Consider the following 24774-nt stretch of genomic DNA (forward strand, 5'->3'; position numbering starts at 1 on the left):
ATAAGGAGGTTTCTATGACAGTTACCATTAAGGATGTGGCCAAGAAAGCGGGAGTATCTCCCTCCACGGTATCCCGGGTATTGTCCAATCACCCCAGAATCAGCCTGGAAACTTCCCGCAAGGTCAAAGCTATTATGGAAGATATGGGCTATACACCTAACATGATGGCTAAGAGTCTAGTGTCGAAAACTACAAATAGCATATGCTTCAGTCTTCCTAAACCAGCTGAAGAGCTGTTCTCAAATCTATTTTTTATGGAATTAATCCGAGGGATCGTTACACAAGCTAGCCGTTCCGGCTACGACGTGTTAATTAGCTCCGGAGCAAACGAGAAGGAAGAATTGGAAGCCGTTTCAAGACTTCTAAAGGGTCGTCGAGTAGATGGTGTTATTCTGCTTTACTCTCGAACAGATGATGCTGTTATTGATTTTCTAGAGAGTAACGATTATCCATTCGTACTGGTAGGCCGAAGTGATCGATATGAGAATATTTTATCTGTCGATAACGATAATGTGATGGCAGCATATGATGCTACAAACCACCTTATTTCAATGGGTCATGAACGTATTGGTTTCGTAAGTGGGCCGCCTAATCTAATTGTTTCTCGCGATCGTCTCGCAGGATACCGTAAGGCATTGCTGAATAGCGGTCTTGAAATGCGTGATGAATGGATTGTAGAAGGTGAATTTCTACAGGATAGCGGATATAGAGCGATGTCTTTTTTCATGAATTTGCCTAACCGGCCTACTGCTCTAGTTGCAGTGGATGATATGGTATCGTTCGGAATTTTACGCGGATTGAATGAACTGAAATACAAAGTGCCTGACGATCTCGCTATTGTAAGCTTTAACAATATTCCATTATCTGAATTATCCAGCCCTCCGATCAGTAGTATTGATATTGGAATTTATCATCTTGGCTACACTGCATCTCAGGTACTTATCCAGAATATCAAGAGACCGAACCACGATGCTGGTTATACAAATCGATTTGTTATTCCACATCGCCTGATCGTGAGAGAGTCTTCTATGTACTCTCATGCTAAGAACAAAACCGAATGAATAAGTGAAGCGATCAACGCTTCATTTATTTTTTGAAAATCTGTACAAACGTTTGCGCTAAATTACTAAAACTTCTTGATCCTGTTCTTTTCAGGGTGAATATTCGAATCTGAGGTTAAGATAAACTTAACATCTTTAGCAAAGCTTATACGAATTGAGAGCAAATTCAGATACGATCACCCAATGGATCAAGATACTGTCACAAATTTTAGGAGGTACTACAATGACGGAAATTAAAGCCTGCTTGTTCGATTTGGATGGTGTTATCGTTGATACTGCCAAATACCATTATATCGCATGGAAAGAGCTTGCAGATGGATTAGGGTTTCTCTTCACAGAACAGGATAATGAACGCCTTAAAGGAGTCAGCAGAACTGCCTCGCTAAATATTTTGCTGGAAATCGGCGGACTAACTATCGATGAAGAAGAGAAAGCTAAGCTTGCGGAACAGAAGAATAATCGATATGTCGAATATATTGCAAAAATGGACAGCTCAGAGATTTTGCCAGGTGCGCTTGATTTTCTGAAAGAGTGCCGTGAGAATGGCATCAAAGTTGCCCTCGGTTCTGCTAGTAAGAACGCAATGACGATATTAAATAATACCGGATTGACCCCTTACTTTGATGCAATCATCGATGGCACACACACAAGTGCTGCTAAACCTGATCCGGAAGTTTTTCTTTTAGGAGCTAAAGCACTTGGCGCTGATCCTAAACACTGTGTTGTCTTCGAAGATGCAGAAGCAGGAATCGAAGCTGCGTCGCGTGCTGGAATGTTCAGCGTTGGTATCGGTTCACCGGAAACGCTCAATGCGGCGAACATCGTCGTTCCATCGCTCGCTCATATGAGTGTGTCACAACTCAAAAAATCTTTTGCTTAAAGTCTAACGAACATTAATCAACTGAAAGTGTTAATGGGATTCGCCCTGCTGCATCTAACCTACAATTAAATGAACTAAGTATTAATCATTAGATTTCTGGTGATGAGGTGACGGAGAGGAATTTTGGAACTGTAGAAGCGTAGCGTTCGCCTTTATAATCAGATTTCATCCGCAAAACGCGGCTAAAATATAGAAATCTGATTATAACAGCGATCGAAAGTCCAAAGATTCCTCGCAGTCGCACTTATACCACCGGAATTTTAATGGAAGAATGATTTGTTCATTATATATCCCCACAACATATTTAAAGGAGCCGGTTATCGTGAAACAATATTTAACAATTGATGAATGGTCCATTATTGAAGAATCCTTTGATCCACAGACACAAGAAATCTCTGAAAGTGTATTTAGCCTTGGCAACGGATTTATGGGTGGTCGAGCTAATTTTGAAGAGCAATATAGTGGAAGTAGCCTACAAGGCAGCTACATGGCTGGCGTGTACTATCCCGACAAAACACGGGTCGGCTGGTGGAAGAACGGCTATCCTGAATATTTTGCTAAAGTACTGAACAGCACGAACTGGATCGGTATTAACATCGACATTGAAGGAACTCCTTTAGACCTGGCAAAATGTACGGTTTCCGATTTCCGTCGTGTTCTTAACATGAAGGAAGGTACGCTTTCCCGTTGTTTCACTGCCACACTCGAAGATGGTAAGGAAGTTAAGGTTGAGAGTATCCGATTCGTCAGCATGACTCGTCAAGAAATCGGTGCTATTCGTTACTCCATCATTCCTGTGAATTTCTCAGGCAAGATTACGATCACTCCTTATCTCGATGGTGACGTGAAGAACAAGGATTCCAACTACGACGAGAAATTCTGGAATGAAGTTGAGAAGCAAGCTGGCACTGAAGGTGGACACCTCACCCTTAAGACTAAAAAGCTCGATTTCCACGTAACCTCTGCTATGGCTTTTGATATCCTTGTCAACGGTGAGAAAGTCAACGCTGATGCTGAAGCCATTGAACAAGAGAAATATGTAGCCAGCAAAATGAATGTATCCGTACAATCTGGCGATCAAGTCGTCATTTATAAATATGTTGCTAACGTAACCTCGCGTAATCACGGTCTTGGACAATTGGTCGATGCCGCTCAAACTGCTTTGCAAGCTGCTAAGGAAGCTGGTTTTGTAACCCTTCTGACAGAACAAATAGAAGCTTGGAGAGAGAAATGGAAAGAAAGCGACATCATTATTGAAGGTGACGTTTCGGCACAACAAGCGATTCGCTTCAATATTTTCCAGCTAAACCAAACCTACAATGGTGAAGATGACCGTCTGAACATTGGACCTAAAGGCTTTACAGGTGAAAAATACGGCGGCAGCACTTACTGGGATACAGAGGCGTATTGCGTTCCCTTCTATCTCAGTACAGCAGACTCCTCTATTGCTCGCAACCTGTTGATTTACCGTTACAAGCATTTGGAGAAGGCTAAGGAAAATGCTCGTAAGCTTGGTTTCGCAAAAGGCGCATTGTACCCAATGGTTACAATGAATGGCGAAGAGTGCCACAATGAGTGGGAAATTACATTTGAAGAAATTCACCGTAACGGTGCTATTGCTTATGCGATTTACAACTATGTGAACTACACAGGAGACAAAGCTTATCTTGGTCAATATGGCCTTGAAGTTCTGGTGGAAATCTCCCGCTTCTGGGAAGAACGTGTTCACTATGCAAATCGTAAAGACAAATACGTGATGCTTGGCGTAACGGGACCTAATGAATATGAAAATAACGTAAATAATAACTGGTACACTAACCGGATGGCTTCCTGGACGATGGAATATACCTTAGAAGCTCTGGATTATCTGAAAAAGAACGAATCCACACGCTATGCAGAACTAGTTGACAAACTAGGACTCCAAGAGAGCGAAACCGCAAAATGGAATGATATCATTGCCAAAATGTATTATCCTGCGGATGAAGAACTGGGTATCTTCTTGCAACAAGATGGCTTCCTTGATAAAGAGATTATTCAAGTCAAGGATCTGGCAGCTGAGAACCTGCCACTAAACCAAAAATGGTCTTGGGATCGTATCCTTCGCTCTTGCTTCATTAAACAAGCGGACGTTCTGCAGGGATTATATTTCCTAGGGGACCGTTACGATCTGGATACCAAAAAACGGAATTTCGACTTTTACGAGCCGATCACTGTTCATGAGTCCTCCCTATCCCCTTGTATCCACTCTATTCTAGCCAGCGAACTAGGATATAAGGATAAGGCTTATGAAATGTACTTGCGTACTTCAAGACTGGATCTTGATAACTATAACAATGATACCGAAGACGGCTTACACAGCACTAGTATGGCCGGTACTTGGATGTCAATCGTACATGGCTTTGGCGGATTACGTGTACATGATGGCAGACTGACCCTGAGCCCATCGAACCCAGGTCACTGGACAGCATACTCTTTCAAAATCATGTTCCGCGGCTCCCGTCTAAAAGTAAGCGTTTCGGACGCACAGGTTACGGTTACGAATGAAACAGACATCCCAGCTTCTATTACTATCTATGACAAAGAATATACCGTGAACGGACTAAGCAGCATCACTGCTGACAGCAATTCCGTCACAGTATAAACCGACACCACAAGAGACCCTTGAAGCTAATAGCTTTTTAGGGTCTCTTTATTTTTATCCTAAATGGATATCCTATATAAGGAGTGATTATTAATGAAAAGAACCTTTTGGAAGGAAGCTGTCGTCTATCAAATCTATCCACGCAGCTTTCAAGATAGTAATGGTGACGGTATTGGAGATCTGCAAGGCATCATTTCACGTTTGGATTATTTGCAGAAGCTCGGTGTCGATGTAGTGTGGTTGTCACCAGTATATAAATCGCCAAATGATGATAATGGTTATGACATCAGCGATTATGAAGATATTATGGATGAGTTTGGCACGCTAAAAGACTGGGAAGAACTACTGACTGGACTGCATGATCGTGGCATTAAGCTAATGATGGACCTTGTCATCAACCACTCTTCAGATGAACATCAATGGTTCGTAGAGTCCCGTTCGTCAAAGGATAATCCGTACCGTGATTACTACATTTGGCGTCCAGGTGGACCGAATGGCGAACGCCCAAACAATTGGAGCTCCATATTCAGCGGTCCGGCTTGGGAACTAGATGAAACAACCGGTGAATATTATCTGCATCTATTCTCACGCAAGCAACCGGATCTCAACTGGGACAATCCAAAGCTGCGCGAGGAATTATACAAGATGATTACCTTCTGGCTCGACAAGGGTGTGGATGGATTACGGATGGACGTCATTAATTTGATTTCTAAAGCGGAAGGACTACCTTCCTTTCAAATCGAGGGCGAGGCGCCAGAGGAACTTGCTTGGGGTGGCGATTACTTTATGAATGGCCCCCGGGTCCATGAGTTTTTACATGAAATGAACCAAAAGGTTCTTTCGGGCTATGACATAATGACCGTTGGGGAAACACCAGGGGCTTCGGTAGAGGATGCCGTTCTTTACACAGACGAAGATCGTGAAGAGCTTCAAATGGTATTCCAATTCGAGCATATGGACGTAGATTCCGGCCCAGGAGGGAAATGGGATGTAGCCGCATGGACACTAACTAAGCTGCGCGACATACTTCATAAATGGCAGGTCGGTCTGGCTGACAAGGGTTGGAATAGTCTGTACTTAAACAATCATGACCAGCCACGTATGGTGTCACGATTTGGTGATGATGGGAAGTATCGCGTAATATCTGCCAAAATGCTTGCTACCTTACTACATACACTTAAAGGTACCCCTTATATTTACCAAGGTGAAGAAATTGGGATGACGAATGTAAAGTTCACAACGCTGGAAGATTATAAAGACATCGAAATTCTGAATATGTACCGTGAAAAAGTAACTGAGGGTGGCGCAGATCATGATACGATTCTGAACGCTATTCATGTCAAAGGCCGAGACAACGCCCGTACCCCAATGCAATGGGATGCATCTGCTAATGCTGGATTTTCTGAGGGAGAACCATGGCTCAAAGTAAATCCGATTTACAAGGAAATTAATGTGGAGCAAGCATTGGCGGATTCTGATTCAATCTTCTACTACTACCAGAAACTAATTGCTTTACGCAAAGAGAATCCGATTATGGTATATGGAGAATATAAGCTACTGTTGCCTGACCATGAGAACATTTATGCTTATACCAGAACTTTAGAGGATGAACAATGGCTGATTCTGCTGAACTTCAACGAGGCTTCTCAAACCGTAGATCTCTCCGCTGAGCTGAGCAACGTTACTGATTTAATCATTGGAAATTACCCGGATGAATCACCAACACAAGAAATTCTGCGTCCTTACGAAGCAAGAGTGTACAGATTACAAAGCTAACTCTCTCCACCTTCCTGAGTTATACTATATAGGATGATTTTGTTAAGATCATTCTTCCATCAACAACCTGTCATTAGAGAGCAAGGAATAACAGGATTTGCAAATGGTGGCATGATAGTATGAACTCAAAGGGAGATGGCAGGCTTGGAATGGCTTATCCGCATGAAAGAAGCTTTAGATTATATGGAGAGTAAAATGGAGGAACCCTTTAATATAGAAGATATAGCAAAGGTTGCTTATTCCTCCCCTTTTCACTTCCAGCGTATGTTCTACATGCTTACCGGAGTATCAGTCAAAGACTATATCCGTAAACGGAGACTAACTCTGGCGGCACAGGAACTCGCTATTTCTAAAGTTAAGGTGCTAGATGTCTCATTAAAATACGGATATGACTCTCCCGAGTCGTTTGCCAAAGCATTCCGCAAAGCACATGGAATTACTCCTTCTGCTGCGCGGGAGTCAGGGGTACAGCTCAAAGCCTTCCCTAGACTCTCCTTCCATCTATCACTGAAGGGAGATAAAGAAATGGACTACAGAATTGAGAAAAAAGACGCTTTTAATGTTATCGGACTAGTAGAGGAAATGACAACGAAAGATGGGGAGAATTTACGCCGTATTCCCCAGCTGTGGATTGAAGCTAACGAAAATGGTACGTCGGATAAGCTGATAGAGATCGGTGTTGATAAGGACATCCTTGGTATTTGTAAAGATTTCAATCATGAAAAAGAAATCTTCTCCTATTGGATTGCTGTCGAAGCCTCTCCAGAGACGGATGCTCAGGGCTTTGCTTCTACGACGATTCCAGCAGCGAGTTGGGCTGTGTTTACCTCGGTAGGACCGATGCCGGATGCTATTCAACAAACATGGTCACGGATCTTTCAAGAATGGTTCCCTGCAACAGGCTACGAGCATACAGGAGGACCCGAGTTTGAGTTATACCTTCCGGGAAGACCTGATGCAGAGGATTATCGCTGCGAGATCTGGATACCGGTTATGAAAAAAAATTAATGCTTACTAAGACTATTCGGAATTCCGGATAGTCTTTTTTTCTTTCAAAATTTCTACTATTTCATTTTGAGAATCGGCTCAATCTTGGTATAATAAATAGATTATGTGATTCAATAATGACTATTGTCGTCCGATTATCGGTGAAGGAGAAATTCATGTCTACTGTAAAAATATTTTCAGACAGCACTTCCGATTTGCCTCAAGGCTGGAAGGATACTTTTAATATCGGCATCGTTCCCCTTTACGTAGTATTTGAAGAAGGAACCTACAAAGATGGTGAAGATATCACACCAGAAGAAGTGTATCGCCGTGTCGCAGCAAGCGGAGTATTGCCAAAGACGGCCGCGCCTTCGCCAGCTGACTTTATCGCCGCTTTTCATCCGGTAATTAGCCGTGGAGATGATATTGTATATATCAGTCTCTCCTCATCACTATCCTCTACATATCAGAATGCGCTTTTGGCCGCTGGGGAATTTCCTGAGGGGCGTGTACAGGTTATTGATTCACAGACTTTATGTGGAGGCATTGCTCTTCTCGTTATGAAAGCTGTCAGAGCCGCTGAAAAAGGTCACAGTGCCATTGAGATTGCAGCTATGCTGAAGCAGAGTCGTAATCTTGTAGAAACAGAATTCGTGGTAGATACGCTAGATTACTTATATATGGGTGGACGCTGTTCAGGCATGCAGAATTTCATCGGTAGTCTGCTAAAAATTCGTCCTGTCCTTAGACTTGTAGACGGCAGCATCGTACCTACTAGTAAAATTCGTGGCAAAAAAGAAAAAGCCGTGGAACAAATGCTCCAGAATGCCTTGGTTAACGTCGATCGGATGGATAAAGAGCTGCTCATCGTTGTTCATACCTTAGCGGAAGAAGATGCCCGCTATCTAGAGACAGCGATACGAGAGAAGACTCAAGTGAATGAGATCGCTATCCTCAACGCAGGTTGTGTTATTGGTAGCCATTGTGGCCCACATACTGTAGGTCTCATGTATATGCTTCAAAATTAATAATCTAACGCAAATCTCCGGCATTGCTTCGTAAGTCAATGGACCGGGGATTTGTGCGTTTACCCCTCTTGATTTGAAGTTGAATTTAACTCAACCTCTTTTTTTATGAAGGGTAACATAAACCGGAACGTTGAACCTTTATTCTCTTCACTTTCTACAAAGATTGTCCCACCCATCAGCTCAACCAGCTGCTTACAAATCGCGAGTCCCAAACCTGTACCGCCATATTTACGATTGATGGTCGGGTGCAGCTGTGAGAAGGATTGAAATAATAAATTGAGTTTATTATCGGCAATCCCAACACCTGTATCGCGGACAGAGAATTCCAATAAATATTCTTTTGAATCCGAAAGTGGAATGTTCTTAACCGATAGTGTAACGCTCCCATGTTCTGTGAATTTCAGAGCATTGCCTACCAGATTGACAATAATTTGTCGCAAACGGATCGGATCAGCCAGTAACGTTGTTGGAACACTCGTATCCGCCCACCACCGCAAGGCCAGCTTCTTCTCTTCGGCTTTAGGCGTAAATAAATCAATGATGTCCGATATCATCTCTCGAAGTTCAAACGATTCGGATTGTAGTGGCATTTTGCCCGCTTCCATCTTGCTGAAATCAAGAATGTCATTCAAGATCTGTAAAAGCGTGTAACTACTGCTTCGTAAAATCTCGACATACCCCCGCTGTTCTTCTCCAAGATCAGTTTCAAGTAAAAGATCTGACATCCCTATCATTCCATTCATCGGTGTCCGAATTTCATGACTCATCATCGCTAAGAAATCAGATTTGGCTTGCGCCGCCTGTTCTGCAGATTCTTTAGCGCGAATGATTTCTTTCGCATTCGTAATATCACTAAAAGCAATAACTGCTCCTGAGATCATCCCCCCATCCATAAGAGGCGAGACCCGATAATTGACAAAAAAGCTGGTTCCATCCTTACGCCAGAAGATCTCATCGTCTTTCCTGCGGATAATTCCATCTGCAATTGTAAGACTGATCTGACAAACAGGGGTTGAATAACGTGAGCCATCACCTTGGATTTGATGAATATATTCCATCAGCTTCAGGCCAACCAATTCTGTAGGCTGGTAACCTAACATATCTGCTCCCTCACGGTTAATAAAGAGCGTTCGCCCTATATTATCTAGTACGAATATTCCAGCTGAGACGGAGTTCAGAATAAGGTTCGCTCGTTTATCTTCAACTTCAGCAGCAAAAGTAGATTTGAAGTTTGACTCTAGTTCTACCTTATCCGATAATTTAGCATGAAAATAATCTGCTAATGCGTTTAGCCAGTCATGTAACCCTTCCAAATAATGATGATAGTTGCTGTTATCCACTTGTATGATCGCGAATACCCCGACAATTCCCTCGTCTATCGTTATAGGAACAAAGTTTCCCTTCACAACGTCCGCTTTGGGATTGTTCAGATCTTGCAATTCAAAGCTAGAGGGATTCCCTTGCAGGGCAGCCTCAAAACTAGCTCCATCAACAAGGTATATTCTTTTAAGTGCTGTCAGACCTATATCTTGGAACGATGCTTCTGCAATGGATTCTAGATAGAACGTACGATTCGTTCCTACGCAGCGACCTTGCCGATCCAACACAAATATCAAATTAGGATGATGGTCATATAACGATTTATAAGCGCTCTCTTCCGAAAGCAATCGTGTTAGAATGGACGTCCAGTCTTTATCCACAATTCATTTCACCTCAGGCTCTCTCATCCATTATCATTACCCTAAAATGAGCAGAAATCATCTCAAATTTTAAATTATTCTATTTTGATCATTATAGCAAATATACTTTAATCGGTCGCAGATAAACACTAAATCCCCCTTTAGAACCCAACCACGATGACTTACACATCGTACTGAGATTCTTAAGAGGGATTTCTATAAATATTTTAGGCTATATCTTTATGGTCAATATTGCGAATCGCCATATAGGCAATACCTGCTCCTATCAAGCCAAGCGAGATCGACACCGCCGCTAAATTACCTAAGCGTGCTTGATCAAATCCACCAGAAATTAGGGAGGTAACTAACACCGCCGAGACGATGGTGGCAGGGACTGATTTTTTCTTCATTCCAAAGTACAAAGGAATCAAAGCAATACCCGCTGCGTAAAATGCGTTTGCGCCTAACTTGATCAGCTCTGAAGTGATCATGGGAAGGTTTAACTCACCCGGAATAAGCCCTACAAAAGAATTGAATCCTATTAGGATAGCGCCAACCACAATGTCTGACACGATGATGGCAACAAATGTGAAGGCGAACACTATCAATATTTTCGCAGTCATTAGCTTTTTACGTGAGATAGGGTACATGAAGAGAAGAGTAATGGTGTTGTTCTTATACTCATCAATCACCAGCTTGCTAATAATAACGGAAGCGAAAATAATATAAGCAGCCTTAACAAAAACGAACACACCCTCAAACATATCTGCGTAAGAAGCGAACGACGGTTCATTCTCATTTCGATCAACGAATAAAACCATAATCATAAACCCAAGAATAGCGAGATTGACGATTGCTGCCCCTGTAAGAAGAGTTTTTAGCTTATTCTTCTGAATTTCCAAAGATATTAATTTAAGCAACGCCCTCACCCCCAATCAATTGTAAAAAATAATCTTCCAGCGTATGTTGTTTCTTGCTGATGCTTTCAATTTCCACATCTGCTAGTACTAACGCCTTATTCAGATCACGTTGTGAGATTCCACCGTCATAGATTCTTACTGTAATATGATCTAGTACTTTGAAGTTATTGAGGCCAAGCTTGTGCTCCAACACGTACACTGCTTTGTTAATCTCATTCGTAACCACTTCGATATATTCTGTATTTTGACCGCGAATGGAATCCATCGCCACCTCTTCTACCAGAGCACCCTGCCGGATCACACCGATAGTATCAGCAATCTGCTCGATTTCCCCCAGAATATGACTAGATACAAGTAACGTCATTCCGTATTCACGGCTAAGCATCCGGAACACTTCACGCATCTCTTTGATTCCCACAGGGTCTAGTCCATTAATCGGCTCATCCAGAATGAGTAGCTCCGGTTTCGTCATAAAGGCTCTGGCAATACCAAGGCGTTGCTTCATCCCAAGCGAAAATTGCTTCACCGGCTTTTTATCGATACCCGTAAGCTTTACCAGCTCCAGCGCTTCACCAATCGCTTGCGGATCATAATAGCCCATATATTCTCCATGCAGGATCAGGTTTTCCTTGGCTGTGAGTTTATCATAGAACACTGGATATTCAATGATGCAGCCCATCCGTTTGAGCATTTCATACGAATGATTTGTCATTTTTTCATTAAAAAACTCAATCTCACCACTCGTCGGTTTAACGAGGTTCGTGATCATTTTCATGACCGTTGTTTTGCCGGCACCGTTCGGTCCAAGAAAGCCATAAATTTCACCTTGTTTAATATTCATATTCACATTGCTAACGGCTTCTTTGCCTTGGTAGGTTTTCGTTAAATTTCTTGTTCGAAGTATCGTAGTCATTTCCGTGCTCCCCTTTGTTTTCGTCTCGTCTTCCTTAGTTCTTATTGTACACAGCAGAATTTTCTTTTTTATTACTCGATTCTTACAAAAATCTTAAGCTGTACACAATTTCATTCTTTAGAAGCTTAATCTACGAAAAGAAAGGGTAAATACTGTTCTCACAAACGGTTGACTAACCAGTGTAATGGTACCATTCATCTGCTCCGTTAATCTTTTGGTGATCGTCAGACCCAGACCACTCCCTTGATATGATCGATTTCTCGAATCCTCCAGTGTATAGAGCCGTTCGAATACTTTATCCTGGTGAACTTCACTAATGCCTTTTCCCCTGTCCCAAACATCTATGTATACTTTGTTCTTATCACTATAGAGCTTCAAACCTAATACGCCTCCGGCATCCCCGTAAGCAATCGCATTCGATAACAAATTGGTCAATATCCGGTCAAGCGCCTCTTCGTTTCCCATGAAATAAAGCGAGTCATCAGGGATTTCTATCTCCACCTCACTGCCCTTGGCGCTAAGGATATCATAGAAAGAGAGAATATTACGTCTGCACACCTCGCCTGCCTCAACACGTGTAAGATTGATTTCCCGATCCCCCGATTCCAGCTTGGCCAAATCAAAGAACTTGTTCATCAGATGGATCACTTCATTCGCTTTTTGGTGAATTGTGTTCATCATACGTTCCCGTTCCTCGGCTGGCATATGTTCATCCTGCAGAATCGTCTCAATATAACCGAGTACTACCGTTAGCGGAGTCTTAAGATCGTGGGAAATGTTCGACAGCATATTACGCATCGACTTCTCCAGCTTCACGCGCTCAATGCTTCCTTTATGATTAATGTCGAGCAGCCGATTTAGATCAATCAGCACACTTTGCAGCTCCACATTACTACTGAATAACAGCAGTCTTTCGTGTGAACCTTCAGCCATGATGCTACTTAGCTTGTCATGAATATATTTCAGGTCTCTGGAAGCTTTACGCGAATGCTGATATTGCCATCCAATGACGACGAGCAGGAGTACAATGACCACACTAAGCGCCATGCTCATTATAGCTGCTCTCCCAGCTTATATCCGATCCCCCACAGCGTCTTGATGAACTCTGGATGGGAGGGATCATCTTCTATTTTTTCGCGTAATCTTCTCATATGTACATTAATAACGTTCTCATCCCCGAAATAATCATCTGCCCACACGCTAGCATAAATCTGCGCTTTGGTGAAGACCCTGCCCGGATGTGTAACGAACAGCTTAAGAATATGAAATTCCTTAGACGTTAACTTCACTTCTTCCCCGTTCTTTAGCGCAGAGAAATTATCCAAATCCACAGTCAGGCCACCAATGGAAATCTTTTGCTTCGCAGGAATTGGAGCTTCCGGTTGGATAGTGGGGGTAGCATAACCCGCTCTTCGAATCGCAGCCTTCACTCTTGCAGCTAATTCGATCATTGAAAATGGCTTGGTAATATAATCATCCGCCCCAAAGCCAAGTCCAAGCGCTTTATCCACATCGCTGTCCTTGGCTGACATGATCAATACAGGAACTAGACTTGTCGCACGGATCGTCTGGAGAATATCAGTACCGCTGCGCTTGGGCAGCATGAGATCTAATAATACAAGATCAAAAGGATTACTAGTACGGAATGTCCTTTCCGCTACTTCACCATCAAACGCCATTTCCACTTCATAGCCCTCTTTTACTAAATAGGACCTAACCATTTCACTAATTGCTTCGTCATCTTCAATTAATAATATACGGTGCATGAATGCTGCCTCCAATGATTTGAGAATAAATATGAATGCTAGATTATTCGTAATGCCCCTTAACCTCAGGCAGTTGCTTATAAATGCTTCCAGCCTGCACGATTTTAATGATCGCTTGGGCTAGTTCGGTCATCTGACCGTCATCCTCAGTATTCTGGCATTCCGTCCACTGATAATGACGCTCTCCACTATTAATCTGAACCGATAAATCGTAACTTACAGCAGGTTTTCGATTACACTCAGTAGATAATTCTTTTTCACCTAAGTAATTCGCTAGTACCATTTCTTTATAGATTTGTCCTCGTTCCTGTTCAGAAAGCTCAAAATCGCTAACCTCGACTACTTCCCCATTCTGGAGATCTTTTACTAGCTTCATATCAATGGTGTTGATCTCATTCTTTAAGTTCACGCCATACTTTAAAACAAACTCAAACTTATCTTGTTTCGTGACGTCAAAAGGAATCTGTAGCAGCTCGATCTTTGCTTGTTTGCCCTCGCAGCCCGTTAAGGTATACGACAAGAGATTATCCGTTTCGTTTCTAACAAGGTTCTGACAAGTGTATGTGGTTACTTGGGGACTACCAAACTTATCTTCGGAATTATCATGCCGCATTTCAATCCCTTGGTCAGTATATTTCAAGTCATTAAAGATCGGATCACCTTCAATTGTGTAATGAACCACACGCTGCGTACCCGCTTTATTTTGGATAAAAGCATCCAGCTTCTTAAGATTCTTAACAATCATTCCATGGCTGTTTATCACATCTTCTTGTTCATTAATGGTAGTAGTGAATTTTTCTTCTCCATTGGATGGCAGATTAAAGCAACCGGTTACTATAAGTGTTATTAATAGAAGAAGAATTCCGCTCGATCTCATCGATCATAACCTCCTTAAACACTCCATATGTAGATTCATTTGTTAAAGTATACCAATAATAACGGGGGCTGGGTATCCCTTCAGAGGGATATCTGATGATAGAGGAATTGATATAAAATTAGACAGCAAAGAAAAAAAGCCGATTGGATATCCAATCAGCCCTAGTTATTGTTCAGTTTCAATTGAATCCAAGAGATCAGTCAAACAATCTTGAAATTCCGATAAGCGTGTGTTCGAACACATTTTCTGAAGTAAATATACTAATAGATGAATCAGCCAATCCCTTCTGGAGGGCAGGGCTAAATAAATCGATGCTTTTAGCAATCTGTCCGCCGATAACGATGCGGTTTGGCTGATAGTCTATAACATAGGACTTTAGCATCCTAGCCAATCGTGTACCGAATTCTTCAAACACCTTGCAGCACAAGCTATTCCCGTTTCTTGCTTGTTCTGCGAGTTCCTTCACGTCCATTCCTTTTTCTAGAGCTCCCATCTGCTCAGCCAGACAAAGAATTCCGCGTCGTGAGAAGGCATCGTCTATGGAGTGCTCTAGGAAAGGTTTATCAAAAAGCCAACCGTCCTTGGGAATGCCTGGTCCTTCGTTCAGGATCGATGCACGATCAATAAATGCGGAGCCTAACCCTGTCCCTATCGTTAACGAAATATATCGTTCATTTGGAAATAACCTGCTTACACCTAAGGCAAACAGCTTCGCATCATTCTCAAAGCGAATATCTGCCTGCAGCAGGTGCTTCGCCCATTCCGTATGTTGTAAAGCATTGAACCGGGTATATAATACTTCTCGTATATTCTCACCATACAACGCCTCATATTTACTAAGCCCCTGAATATAACAGATACCCTGCTGGTAATCAAAGGGTCCAGGAAAAGCGAGACCGATATTCCAAGTACAGTCTGCCGATTTCCCTAGTGTAACGGTATAGAACTGATATTGATCTTCGAATATAGAAATAAACTGCTCTATAATCACATCGGCATCTTGATCAGCAAGGGCAGGATGCTGCTTGCAGCTAGCCTGCAGCAATTCTCCATCCACGACCAAACCAGACTTAATAAAGGTTCCTCCCACGTCTAAAGCGATCACGACTTTAGGCTTCAAAGGAGACTCACATCCCAGACCTTGGATACGCCAGCTTTCACTAGCTTACATGGCTTGTTTCCGATATTTATTATTTTGTAGGCACCGAACACGGCTGGGAGGATATATGATTCCGCGTATTGTAACTCGATATATATAGATTCATCTGAACAGGATACTATACGGACCTTTTCTCCCTCAACCAAGTTATACATTACCATTTCGTTATTTGTATGGTCCTCCCATGTATCATGTAAGTGCACACGATGAACATAAAACAGTAGATCTTCACGCTGCCCAAGAACATACTCCTCGTTAATCCCCTGCTTTTGCAGCAAGCTTGGCTTAGGAATCAAATTGTCCTCTACCCATGCCGTTCTTTTATCGAAATCAATATTGTCAAAGGCATGATCAATATTAATAGGACGTGGCTTGCCATCCATTCCTTTACGAAGGAAATCGTAGATTTTGAACGTAAACCACCATGTCGTAGAGGATATTTCGAGTACTAAGTTATTCTTTCCAGAGGCATGAACGGTCCCTGTAGGAATTAAGAATAAATCCCCCTTATTCGCTTCATATTGATTAACAAAGTCAGTGATTTGAATGGGTTCACCAGTTTCTTGTGCATGGTGTACCGCGTTAAAGAATTCCTCCTTCGTACATTGTTCGGTCAGTCCCAAGAACACAGATGTATTCTCTAAATTCTCCATGATATAGTACGATTCTTGCTGTGCCATAAATTCATTAAATGTCTCACGAATATACTCCTGCTTCGGATGTACCTGACACGACAAGCTATCTCCGTCGATGGTATCAAGGTAGTCGAAGCGAATCGGAAAATAATCACCAAACAGCCCGACAATACGATTCCCGAGAATGGCCGGATGCTCATAATGCATGACTATGAGGAAGGGTACCTCGATTATTTCGTCATTATACTTCAGCAAAATAGAGTTCTCCGGTGCAATCGGCTCAAAGCTCCAAGCGCAGTTGGCCCATTCCTTCGGAAGCTCCGCGAATTTTTTCAAATACTGACCACCCCATATCCCTGGCGCGAAGAACGGCTTCACACGCATAGGGGACTTGGCGATGTCTGCAATCATCTGGCGTAGGGTGAAGACCGTCGTTAGCTTGGGACACTCGGGCTCATTCATATCCACGTAATAGTGGATCGAATCCAATACTTCTTTTCGGTAAGTTTCCAGCACTGGCCATTCCACAAATAGACAGATTTTATACTTCTCCACCACATCTCGGTTCCAACTAAAGCCGAAATTTAATAAATGTGCTTTATGTTCCAATTGCTGGTACTCACGAGATACATCCAAGAAGTAGGTAATGTCGTAGTTGCCGTTTCCAAGCCAATAGGCCCCTGGTCCGAACGTGATAATGAAGGTTGTTTGGTCGACAGGTAATTGAATCTGTTTTTTGAAGTTGTCTATCTTATCTTGTGCTTCTGGAATGAAATAATCTGTAATCTTAGCATCCGAAAAATAACCAAATGCACGATTATCTGTAATATTCGCTTCAAAGAACGTGCGCAGCTCTTCACTTGTCTTCATAAAGCTATTGCTTCCGATGAGAACTGTCTTATGCCCCTCTTGTTCCAATACATCTATGATCCTTGCCAGGATGTGTTGATATTGGGCACCATGCGTTCCGTCAATAGCTACATTAATAATACTATTGGAATTCATCGCAGCTTGTTGTAGGAGCGGGGACAGTATTGCCTCAAAACCTCGCTGGACTCCGGATTTTGCATATGGCGTAACTGTATCTGGCTTCATTTGTTGAGTGTACCGAATAGGGTTAATAGGTCTTTTCTCGAACATAGTTGTCACTCCTATACAGTTAGTGAGCTCTATCCCGCTCATAGTGATATATTTTAGGGCAATATGCCTGATTCCAATGCCTTCCACACAAGCTGTGCGAACTGGCTGTTCGACCAAGCGAACCACTCACGCGTAAAGTTCGTTGGATCATGGACATCAAATCCCTCATGCATAAATCCAGTACCAGCATCTGTCGACTCACAGATTTCAATCATCTCGAGCATTTCTTGAGGATCAACTGCGGTTAATCCCTGCATCGTATAAGCAAGATGCCATACGAATCCCGTGCTAGTATGCGGACTGCCAATGCCGCTGAGCTTCTCTCCTTTGAAGAAATAGGGATTATCCTCACTCAGAGCAAATTTGCGGGTATTCAAATATATCGGATCGTCTGGCGCACAGTAACCTAGATAGGGCGCTGACATTAAGCTCGGAGTACCTGCATCGTCCATCAATAAATGGTTACCGAAACCATCCGTTTCGAACGCATACATCTTGCCGTATTTGGAATGGTCAATGATTCCATAAAGCTCAATGGCATGCCGGATTTCTTCTTCCATTGCCGACATTCGAGCTACGAGCTTTGAATCTCTATATACATATTGAGCAATTTCCTGCAATTGTCGAAGCGTTACAGCGGCGAACATATTCGATGGAATATTGAAATGAAAGTCACACGCATCGTCACTGGGGCGGAAGCCTGACCAGATCAGTCCAACATTATTTACCGGCATCCCCAAGCCGTTCTTACGTAATGTATCTATCATGATGCCGTTGTGACGTTGAAAGCGGTAGGTTGACTGCTCCTTGTGCTCCTGCTCAATCTGCCATACGTTCAACATCTTCAGTAGTGAGGTTCGGAAAACTTCATCAAAGATCCCGGTGCGTCCAGTTTCTTTCCAATATAGATAGGCCAAGCGGAATGAGAAGCACATGGAATCAAGCTCAAATTTACGCTCCCATACCCAAGGTGAGCTGTCTGTCTCATCCGTTGCATTCCAGTGCCAATCATTTGCTGACTCGTTAAAGGCATTCGCATAAGGATCAATTTGAATATAAAACATATGACGGCGTATTAAGCCTTCTAGAATCCGCCCAAGCTCAGCATCTTCCTTGGCAAAAGGAACATAATGAATAACCTGCTCAACAGAGTCACGCAGCCACATCGCCGGAATATCGCCAGTTAACACAAATGTTGTTCCGTCATCCAACAGCTTAGTAGTAGTTTCTAATGTATTTGGAAAACAATTCTGGAATAATTGACGCAGCTTCGGACGATGAGCCAGACGTTCACTAGCGTCCTTCATAACTTGCTGAACCGCCTGAGGCAGAGGGAACTTATTAACTTCAATAGTAGGTAAACGATGCTCTTTCATAATTTGGTAACCCTCCCGTGATTACGATCTCAAGTTACGAGGAACAACCTCTAAGCTTGTTGAAATGGTATTGCCTACGTTCGATCCAATCATGATCTCAAATTTGCCGGGCTCAACCGTCCACTTCAAATCAGAACCGACAAACTGCAGCTCCCGCGAAGTAATATGAAATTGAATGGTACGCATCTCACCAGGCTCCATATAAATCTTCTGAAAGCCTTTTAATTCTCGTTCCGGGCGTGTAATTGTGCTAGTGCAATCTTTTATATATAGTTGAACAACCTCATGTCCAGCTACATCGCCAATATTCGTAACCTCCACGGATACAGTACAAGAATCATCCAGCTCTATTTGTGTCTGATCCAAGCGAATATGCTCGTATTGATAGCTTGTATAGCTTAGACCATAACCAAACACATATTGCGGATGAAAGTCCACCTCGAGATAGCGATGACCTCTGGAGCGTTTCTTATTGTAATAAATCGGTAATTGCCCTTGATGCTTTGGAATGGATAGTGTAAGCCGGCCGGATGGATTATAGTCTCCGAACAAAATATCCGCAATCGCATGCCCGCCCTGCTGTCCCGGGTACCAAGCCTCCAGAATGGCATCCGCATGCTCATCTACCCAAGGCTCGACAATGGGACGACCATTGATATAAACAACAATCAGTTTTTTGTTCAAGCTGTGCAGCTTCTGCAGCAGATCAAGCTGCACACCGCACAAGTTCAGCTCTGCACGATCGAAGCCTTCTCCACATTCCATATCACTAAGACTAAATTGATCCGTAATGACGGCAGCCCCTGTCTTCAAATCAATCGTACCTTCACCGAAATCACGTGCACTTGATCCCCCAACAACTGCAATAATGGTGTCCGCTGCTGACGCCACCTCCATTGCCATATCAAAGCCTGCTTTCGATGGATCTTTCACGCGGCAGCCCGGAGCATACAGCACTTCGCTGAGTCCTGCACATTTAGCACGAACCCCGTCCAAAACGGTAATGATGTGATGACGCTCCTGTGGTGAAGTATAGTCACCCAATTGATTATAAATATTGTTGGCATTCGGCCCAATAACAGCAATTTTACCAAGTGACGGGGAGAGCGGCAGAGCCTCATCATGATTCTTCAAAAGAATGATACCTTCGCGTGCAGCTTGTCGCGCCATCTCCAAATGCAACTGTTGTCCAACGACACGCTGTGCTGTAGCCGGATCAACAAAGGGACGTTCAAACAATCCCAATTCAAACTTCGCACGCAGAATTCGTTCGACTGCGAGATCAATATCGGAAATGTCAATCAACTGCAGCTGTAATGCGTTCATTAGATATCTGCCAAATGTTTCACCAGACATCTCCATATCGACACCAGCTTTAAGTGCAAGAGTCGCCGCCTCTTCTTCTGTCTCACAAATCTGGTGACCATGTTTAAGCTGGCTGATCGCACCACAATCCGTAATGACGAAGCCGTCAAAGCCCCATTGCTCACGAAGCACCTCTGTTAATAACTCCTTACTCGAAGTACACGGAACACCATCGATCTCATTGTAAGCTGTCATAACAGATTTAGCCCCAGCTTCAATTGCCTTCTGGAAGGGTAGCAAATCCTTCTCCATTAACTCGCGTTTTCCCATCCGCACGGTGTCAGCATTACGACCACCATCCGAGCTGCCATACGCGACGAAATGCTTTAATGTTGCCAGGATCGTATGGTCTGTATTTAATGAATCGCCTTGTAAGCCCCTCACAGCAGCTACTGCCATTTCACTATTTAAAAATGGATCTTCCCCAAAGCATTCCTCTGTTCGCCCCCAGCGCGGATCACGTACAATATCTAGTACTGGGGAGTAGGTTGCTGCCCCTCCTTGAGCGCGAGTCTCAACAGCCACTGTTTGGCAGATCTGCCGGAATAATTCCACATTCCATGTACTTCCGATGGCAAGCGGTACGGGAAATACGGTGTTGCCAATCGCCATATGACCATGGGAGCATTCCTCGCCCAGCAGAATCGGAATACCCAGACGTGTATGCTCAATCGCATATTGCTGGATCAGATTCGTTACTTCTGCGCCTTCCAAAGGAGACAACCCGGTTTCCAGCGTTACCTCTGTCCAAGGATCTGCACGCAGCACACCATACAAAGAACCCACGCCACCGTTAGCAATTTCTTCCTTAAATACTTCTGTCAGTTGAATCTTGCCTTCCGATTTCTCATACGCCTTCCAGCCAAAGGGCTGGAGGAGCTGCCCGATCTTCTCCTCCAACGTCATTTGAGCCAATAAATCTATAGCACGCTCATGAATCGGCAAAGATGAATCTTTATATCTCATAGCTTACAATTCCTCCCGTTCACATGAACTAGAATTGTCTCCACGCCAGGATTCCTGCATTCATCCCCCGACACATATCGAACGATACTTCAGGATTGTTAAACTTCTCACCCCATGTAATGTAATAGCGGAATTCATAGAAGCCGCCAAGCGTAGCTGCAAAGTTGGTTTCCCAATAGTTATTCATCACCCAGGCGTACAAGTGCGCAGGGTCCTGTTCCAGTCTGGCATCGCCATTAAGTAGACGATATTTATGCTCCAAGGAGCCCAGTTGAATCAACGGAGTGTCTGGCATCGCAATCACAATTCCCTGCTCCTTCGAAATATAAGCAGCACCTTCACCAACAGCCGTATAATCAGCCAAGCTGCCTGGTAATTGATCCTTACGCAGTCGAGTTAGTGCATCCATCTTATCCACCCACAGATCCTGCGCTGAAGTTGTCAATGCGCCGCCAAACGGAAGTGAAATATACAAATTCTCAGGTTTCCACACACTTTCCTTATGCATGCGTACCGCCACGTCCACACGCGGACGATCCGCATAAACGGTTAAGAACAAGGAATAATGCTCGCAACCAGAGACTTCATAGGTCAATTGAATCATGCTATAAAGCTCTCCCTGTCCTACAATTTCTGCACTTGTCAACACACCTGTAGATACAATCGCATTCGGCCCTTTCCGATTACGGCCCATAAGACGACGAACCTCCGTCATCTCGACCACCTTTGTGGCTGGCGTAACATCATACACCGGTGTGAATGCATGATGATTCCGGTCCGCACGCAGTAGCTCCTGTCCAGTCTGCTTATCCTTCCAAGAGGTAATTCCTTCACCCTTCTTCCATTCAATGCGTACAAATGGGGTTTCAGCATATGTGGATGTCACGTGGAAGTCCTTTACTTCATGAGTAACATCCAAATCCAATACACGATCCGACGCCACATAATCGTTCATATATGCGGTTTTGTTTGCTGGCTTAACCGCTACGATATGAAGCACTTTTTCTTCCTGGGGCTCCAGAATGACCGGAATGGTTACAATAACCCCGCGATGCGCAAGGCGCAGTTGAGATGGGAGCACCTCACCTGTATTGAAATCACGCACCTCAAACCCTTCTTTTATCTGCTCATAATACCAGCCCTCAAGAATAAGGTGGGCATGTTCCTCTTGAACAAAGCTGTAAGGATTACAAATTTTGAATTTCATCGGCCGCCCCGGTGCAAGCAATGCATCTCCCTTGGCTTCAAGGATTTCGTACAACGCACGATGTGCAGCGGTGCTCGCATTTGCAGCAAAAGCCTCCTTACGCAAGCCCAATTCTTGAACAAACGGGTTCCAAGGCTCTGAAATCGAAGAATGATAGCCCCATGTGTGCTCAGCGAACATCGTTAATTGATATTCCATTTCTTTAATAGCTTCCGGGGATATGATGTCATAATTAGGATCCAGTCTTCTTACCTTTTGATACACTCGCTGCGCCTCACGGAATACTTGTACATGCTTTGGTGTCGACCCAACCCCATCCGTCCACCAATCGGGCCAATCTCCTCGATAGACAGGAATATCTTCCGGGTGCTGTGCTGCATGGGCACGGACCTCTGCAAAGAAGTCATCTAACGTAGCCATTTGAATCACAATACGCTCCCCATGCTTCTCGTTCCATTGCTGGATAAACTCTATGGCCGCCGCATTTGGCGGATTATTATCCGTAGGCAAGCCTGAGAACATCGCCGGAAAGAAATCGAATGCATAGCCGTCCTGTACCAGACGATCGATATAACGCTCGATCCGATGTTCAGCAATTTCAAAATCCGCGCCCTTGCTCATATCAAATTCATCTTTAATCGTATATTTACCACCCATGCCAGGTACAAGCCCCAGATCATTTCCGAACACATAATGCTCTCCGCTCCACGTCAACAGGCGATCCCCTGAAGGCATCTCCCACCAGAACGGCTGCTGCTTCTTCCAGCAAGGGAACATTCCGTGATGCGTATGAATACAGGTGGACAGATTCTGGATCCCAGCATCCAGCAATACCTGACCATACCCCCAGCTGAAACCGTTAATATCTGCTGTCATTGCCGATGTTACAGGAATTTGTATGGACTGTCCGTAATCACACACTCGCGCAATCATCGATTGGAACAGCTCCTTACCAATTAATTCTGTCATATTTAGATAAGTCCCCGACAACCCGATATCTCCCTGTCTCACACCTTCAGCGAACTCTATCTTCTCTTGCTCTGTAGCTTGCTTCAAGAAGGTCTCTATCGGCCAGAATGTTTCACAGACCCACTTAAAGCCTTGCCATTCCGGACGACGACCCGATTTGCTTTCACGTAAAATATGCAGGACCTGGCGAATAAAATTGACATGATACTGCTGAATTTTCTCCTGACGCTCTGTATACCCGATATCTGTATGAGAATGATGGATTGCGTATATTTTCCAAGGCCGTTTAACGGACATCTCGATCTCTCCCTATAGTTATTCTAACTAGCCATGACCTTCGCTTTCTCTACTAATTCTCTAGCGGATACTTATCCATATAGTCGAACAACTCATCTACAGTTGTGAACGCAACCCCTGTTACGGTATCAGCACAGCCATAGTAAATTGCAATTCGGCCTGTATCGCCATCGGAAAGTGCTGCGCAAGGGAAGGTGACATTCGGCACATCTCCTACACACTCATACAATGTCTCTGGTCCAAGAATATAATTCCGTGAACGTGCTAACACCTTCCATGGCTCATGCAAATCTAGTAAAGCAACACCCATACGGTATACGAACCCGTTACACGTATTTATTACACCATGATAGATCAACAACCATCCGCGATCTGTTTCAATTGGAATCGGCCCTGGACCAATTTTCTTCGATTGCCATGCAGAAGCGTCCGAATTGATCGTACCCATCACGTAACGATGCTTTCCCCAATACGTCAGGTCAGGGCTCTCACTAAAAAAGATATCTCCAAATGGTGTATGCCCCGTATCACTTGGACGGCTTAACATCGCATATTTGCCATTTATTTTGCGCGGAAATAATACACCATTCCGGTTGTATGGCAGGAAAGCGTTTTCTAATTGGTGAAAGGCTTTGAAATCATACGTATATGCGAGACCAATTGTAGGACCATGGTATCCATTACACCAAGAAACATAATATTTATCCTCGATTTTGCAGACGCGTGGATCGTAGCGATACTCCCGCTTTGTTACATATTCGTCGCCTTCAAATTGGATCGGATTCTCATTAATCTCCCATTGAAGCCCGTCCTGACTGAAGCCAGCGAATATGTCCATACTTACAGATCTGGAGTCACAACGGAATACCCCTGCATATCCCTCTTCAAAAGGAATAACCGCGGAATTAAAAATACTGTTTGAGTTTAACTGTGCATCTCGCTGAATAATCGGATTATGGGTATATCGCCACACTGGAGCGTTATAGCCACTCGGCTTATCTTGCCAAGGAATATTTGATAGTGCTTCACCAATAATTTTGCTCATTTCATAAACTCCTTCCATGTATACAATTGTGATCTGCAACAACGTTTTTAGTATGTCTAACCCTTCTTGCACCCCTACTTTAAATCA

General features: G+C 43.5%; 18 protein-coding genes. 6 read left to right on the forward strand and 12 right to left on the reverse strand.

What is annotated here, in order from left to right; translation table 11 throughout:
* Nucleotides 1-14: 14 nt before the first annotated feature.
* The 6 genes from ACWNM1_RS05245 (at nt 15) to ACWNM1_RS05270 (ending at nt 8373) form a co-directional block, all read left to right on the forward strand.
* A complete protein-coding gene (locus ACWNM1_RS05245) occupies nt 15-1061 on the forward strand; it encodes a LacI family DNA-binding transcriptional regulator (protein ID WP_449600178.1) in 1047 nt (348 codons plus the stop codon).
* 223 nt (nt 1062-1284) lie between these two features.
* Nucleotides 1285-1941 carry a beta-phosphoglucomutase gene (gene pgmB / locus ACWNM1_RS05250; RefSeq protein ID WP_042186321.1) on the forward strand — a complete coding sequence of 219 codons (657 nt, stop codon included), beginning with the start codon at nt 1285-1287 and terminating at the stop codon, nt 1939-1941.
* Nucleotides 1942-2263: 322 nt separating this feature from the next.
* Complete coding sequence (locus ACWNM1_RS05255) at nt 2264-4582, forward strand: glycoside hydrolase family 65 protein (protein WP_449600179.1); 2319 nt, start codon at nt 2264-2266, stop codon at nt 4580-4582.
* A 93-nt stretch (nt 4583-4675) separates the two neighbouring features.
* The gene (locus ACWNM1_RS05260) at nt 4676-6358 is read left to right on the forward strand and encodes a glycoside hydrolase family 13 protein (protein WP_449600180.1); all 1683 of its coding nucleotides are present in this window, start codon (nt 4676-4678) and stop codon (nt 6356-6358) included.
* Nucleotides 6359-6502: 144 nt separating this feature from the next.
* Nucleotides 6503-7366, forward strand: a complete 864-nt coding sequence (locus ACWNM1_RS05265; RefSeq protein ID WP_449600181.1) for an AraC family transcriptional regulator — start codon at nt 6503-6505, stop codon at nt 7364-7366.
* A gap of 155 nt (nt 7367-7521) precedes the next feature.
* Nucleotides 7522-8373: a DegV family protein gene (locus ACWNM1_RS05270; protein ID WP_449600182.1), complete on the forward strand. Its 852-nt coding sequence runs from the start codon at nt 7522-7524 to the stop codon at nt 8371-8373.
* Between the two features lie 59 nt (nt 8374-8432).
* Here ACWNM1_RS05270 and ACWNM1_RS05275 read toward each other — a convergent pair whose 3' ends face one another.
* From ACWNM1_RS05275 to ACWNM1_RS05330, 12 genes are all read right to left on the reverse strand, one after another.
* Nucleotides 8433-10073 carry a PAS domain-containing sensor histidine kinase gene (locus ACWNM1_RS05275; protein WP_449600183.1) on the reverse strand — a complete coding sequence of 547 codons (1641 nt, stop codon included), beginning with the start codon at nt 10071-10073 and terminating at the stop codon, nt 8433-8435.
* 206 nt (nt 10074-10279) lie between these two features.
* Nucleotides 10280-10972, reverse strand: a complete 693-nt coding sequence (locus ACWNM1_RS05280; RefSeq protein WP_449600184.1) for an ABC transporter permease — start codon at nt 10970-10972, stop codon at nt 10280-10282.
* A complete protein-coding gene (locus ACWNM1_RS05285; protein ID WP_042186309.1) occupies nt 10965-11885 on the reverse strand; it encodes an ABC transporter ATP-binding protein in 921 nt (306 codons plus the stop codon). Before ACWNM1_RS05285 ends, ACWNM1_RS05280 begins: the two co-directional genes overlap by 8 nt.
* A gap of 117 nt (nt 11886-12002) precedes the next feature.
* On the reverse strand, nt 12003-12938 hold the full coding sequence (locus tag ACWNM1_RS05290; protein ID WP_449600185.1) for a sensor histidine kinase: 936 nt from the start codon (nt 12936-12938) through the stop codon (nt 12003-12005).
* Nucleotides 12938-13651: a response regulator transcription factor gene (locus ACWNM1_RS05295; protein ID WP_449600186.1), complete on the reverse strand. Its 714-nt coding sequence runs from the start codon at nt 13649-13651 to the stop codon at nt 12938-12940. Before ACWNM1_RS05295 ends, ACWNM1_RS05290 begins: the two co-directional genes overlap by 1 nt.
* Nucleotides 13652-13694: 43 nt before the next feature.
* Nucleotides 13695-14528, reverse strand: a complete 834-nt coding sequence (locus ACWNM1_RS05300) for a DUF4362 domain-containing protein (protein ID WP_449600187.1) — start codon at nt 14526-14528, stop codon at nt 13695-13697.
* 196 nt (nt 14529-14724) lie between these two features.
* Nucleotides 14725-15648 (reverse strand): ROK family protein, encoded by a 924-nt coding sequence (locus ACWNM1_RS05305; protein WP_449600188.1) that lies wholly within the window; start codon nt 15646-15648, stop codon nt 14725-14727.
* Nucleotides 15645-17462 (reverse strand): class I mannose-6-phosphate isomerase, encoded by a 1818-nt coding sequence (locus ACWNM1_RS05310; protein WP_449600189.1) that lies wholly within the window; start codon nt 17460-17462, stop codon nt 15645-15647. Before ACWNM1_RS05310 ends, ACWNM1_RS05305 begins: the two co-directional genes overlap by 4 nt.
* Before the next feature lie 53 nt (nt 17463-17515).
* Complete coding sequence (locus ACWNM1_RS05315; protein WP_449600190.1) at nt 17516-18838, reverse strand: glycoside hydrolase family 125 protein; 1323 nt, start codon at nt 18836-18838, stop codon at nt 17516-17518.
* Between the two features lie 21 nt (nt 18839-18859).
* The gene (locus ACWNM1_RS05320; protein WP_449600191.1) at nt 18860-21169 is read right to left on the reverse strand and encodes a glycoside hydrolase family 3 N-terminal domain-containing protein; all 2310 of its coding nucleotides are present in this window, start codon (nt 21167-21169) and stop codon (nt 18860-18862) included.
* Nucleotides 21170-21197: 28 nt separating this feature from the next.
* The gene (locus ACWNM1_RS05325) at nt 21198-23642 is read right to left on the reverse strand and encodes a glycoside hydrolase family 38 N-terminal domain-containing protein (RefSeq protein ID WP_449600192.1); all 2445 of its coding nucleotides are present in this window, start codon (nt 23640-23642) and stop codon (nt 21198-21200) included.
* Between the two features lie 52 nt (nt 23643-23694).
* Entirely contained in the window at nt 23695-24687 is a 993-nt protein-coding gene (locus ACWNM1_RS05330; protein ID WP_449600193.1) for a glycoside hydrolase family 130 protein, read from the reverse strand.
* Nucleotides 24688-24774: the final 87 nt, after the last annotated feature.

The sequence above is a fragment of the Paenibacillus sp. Marseille-Q9583 genome, assembly GCF_976954365.1.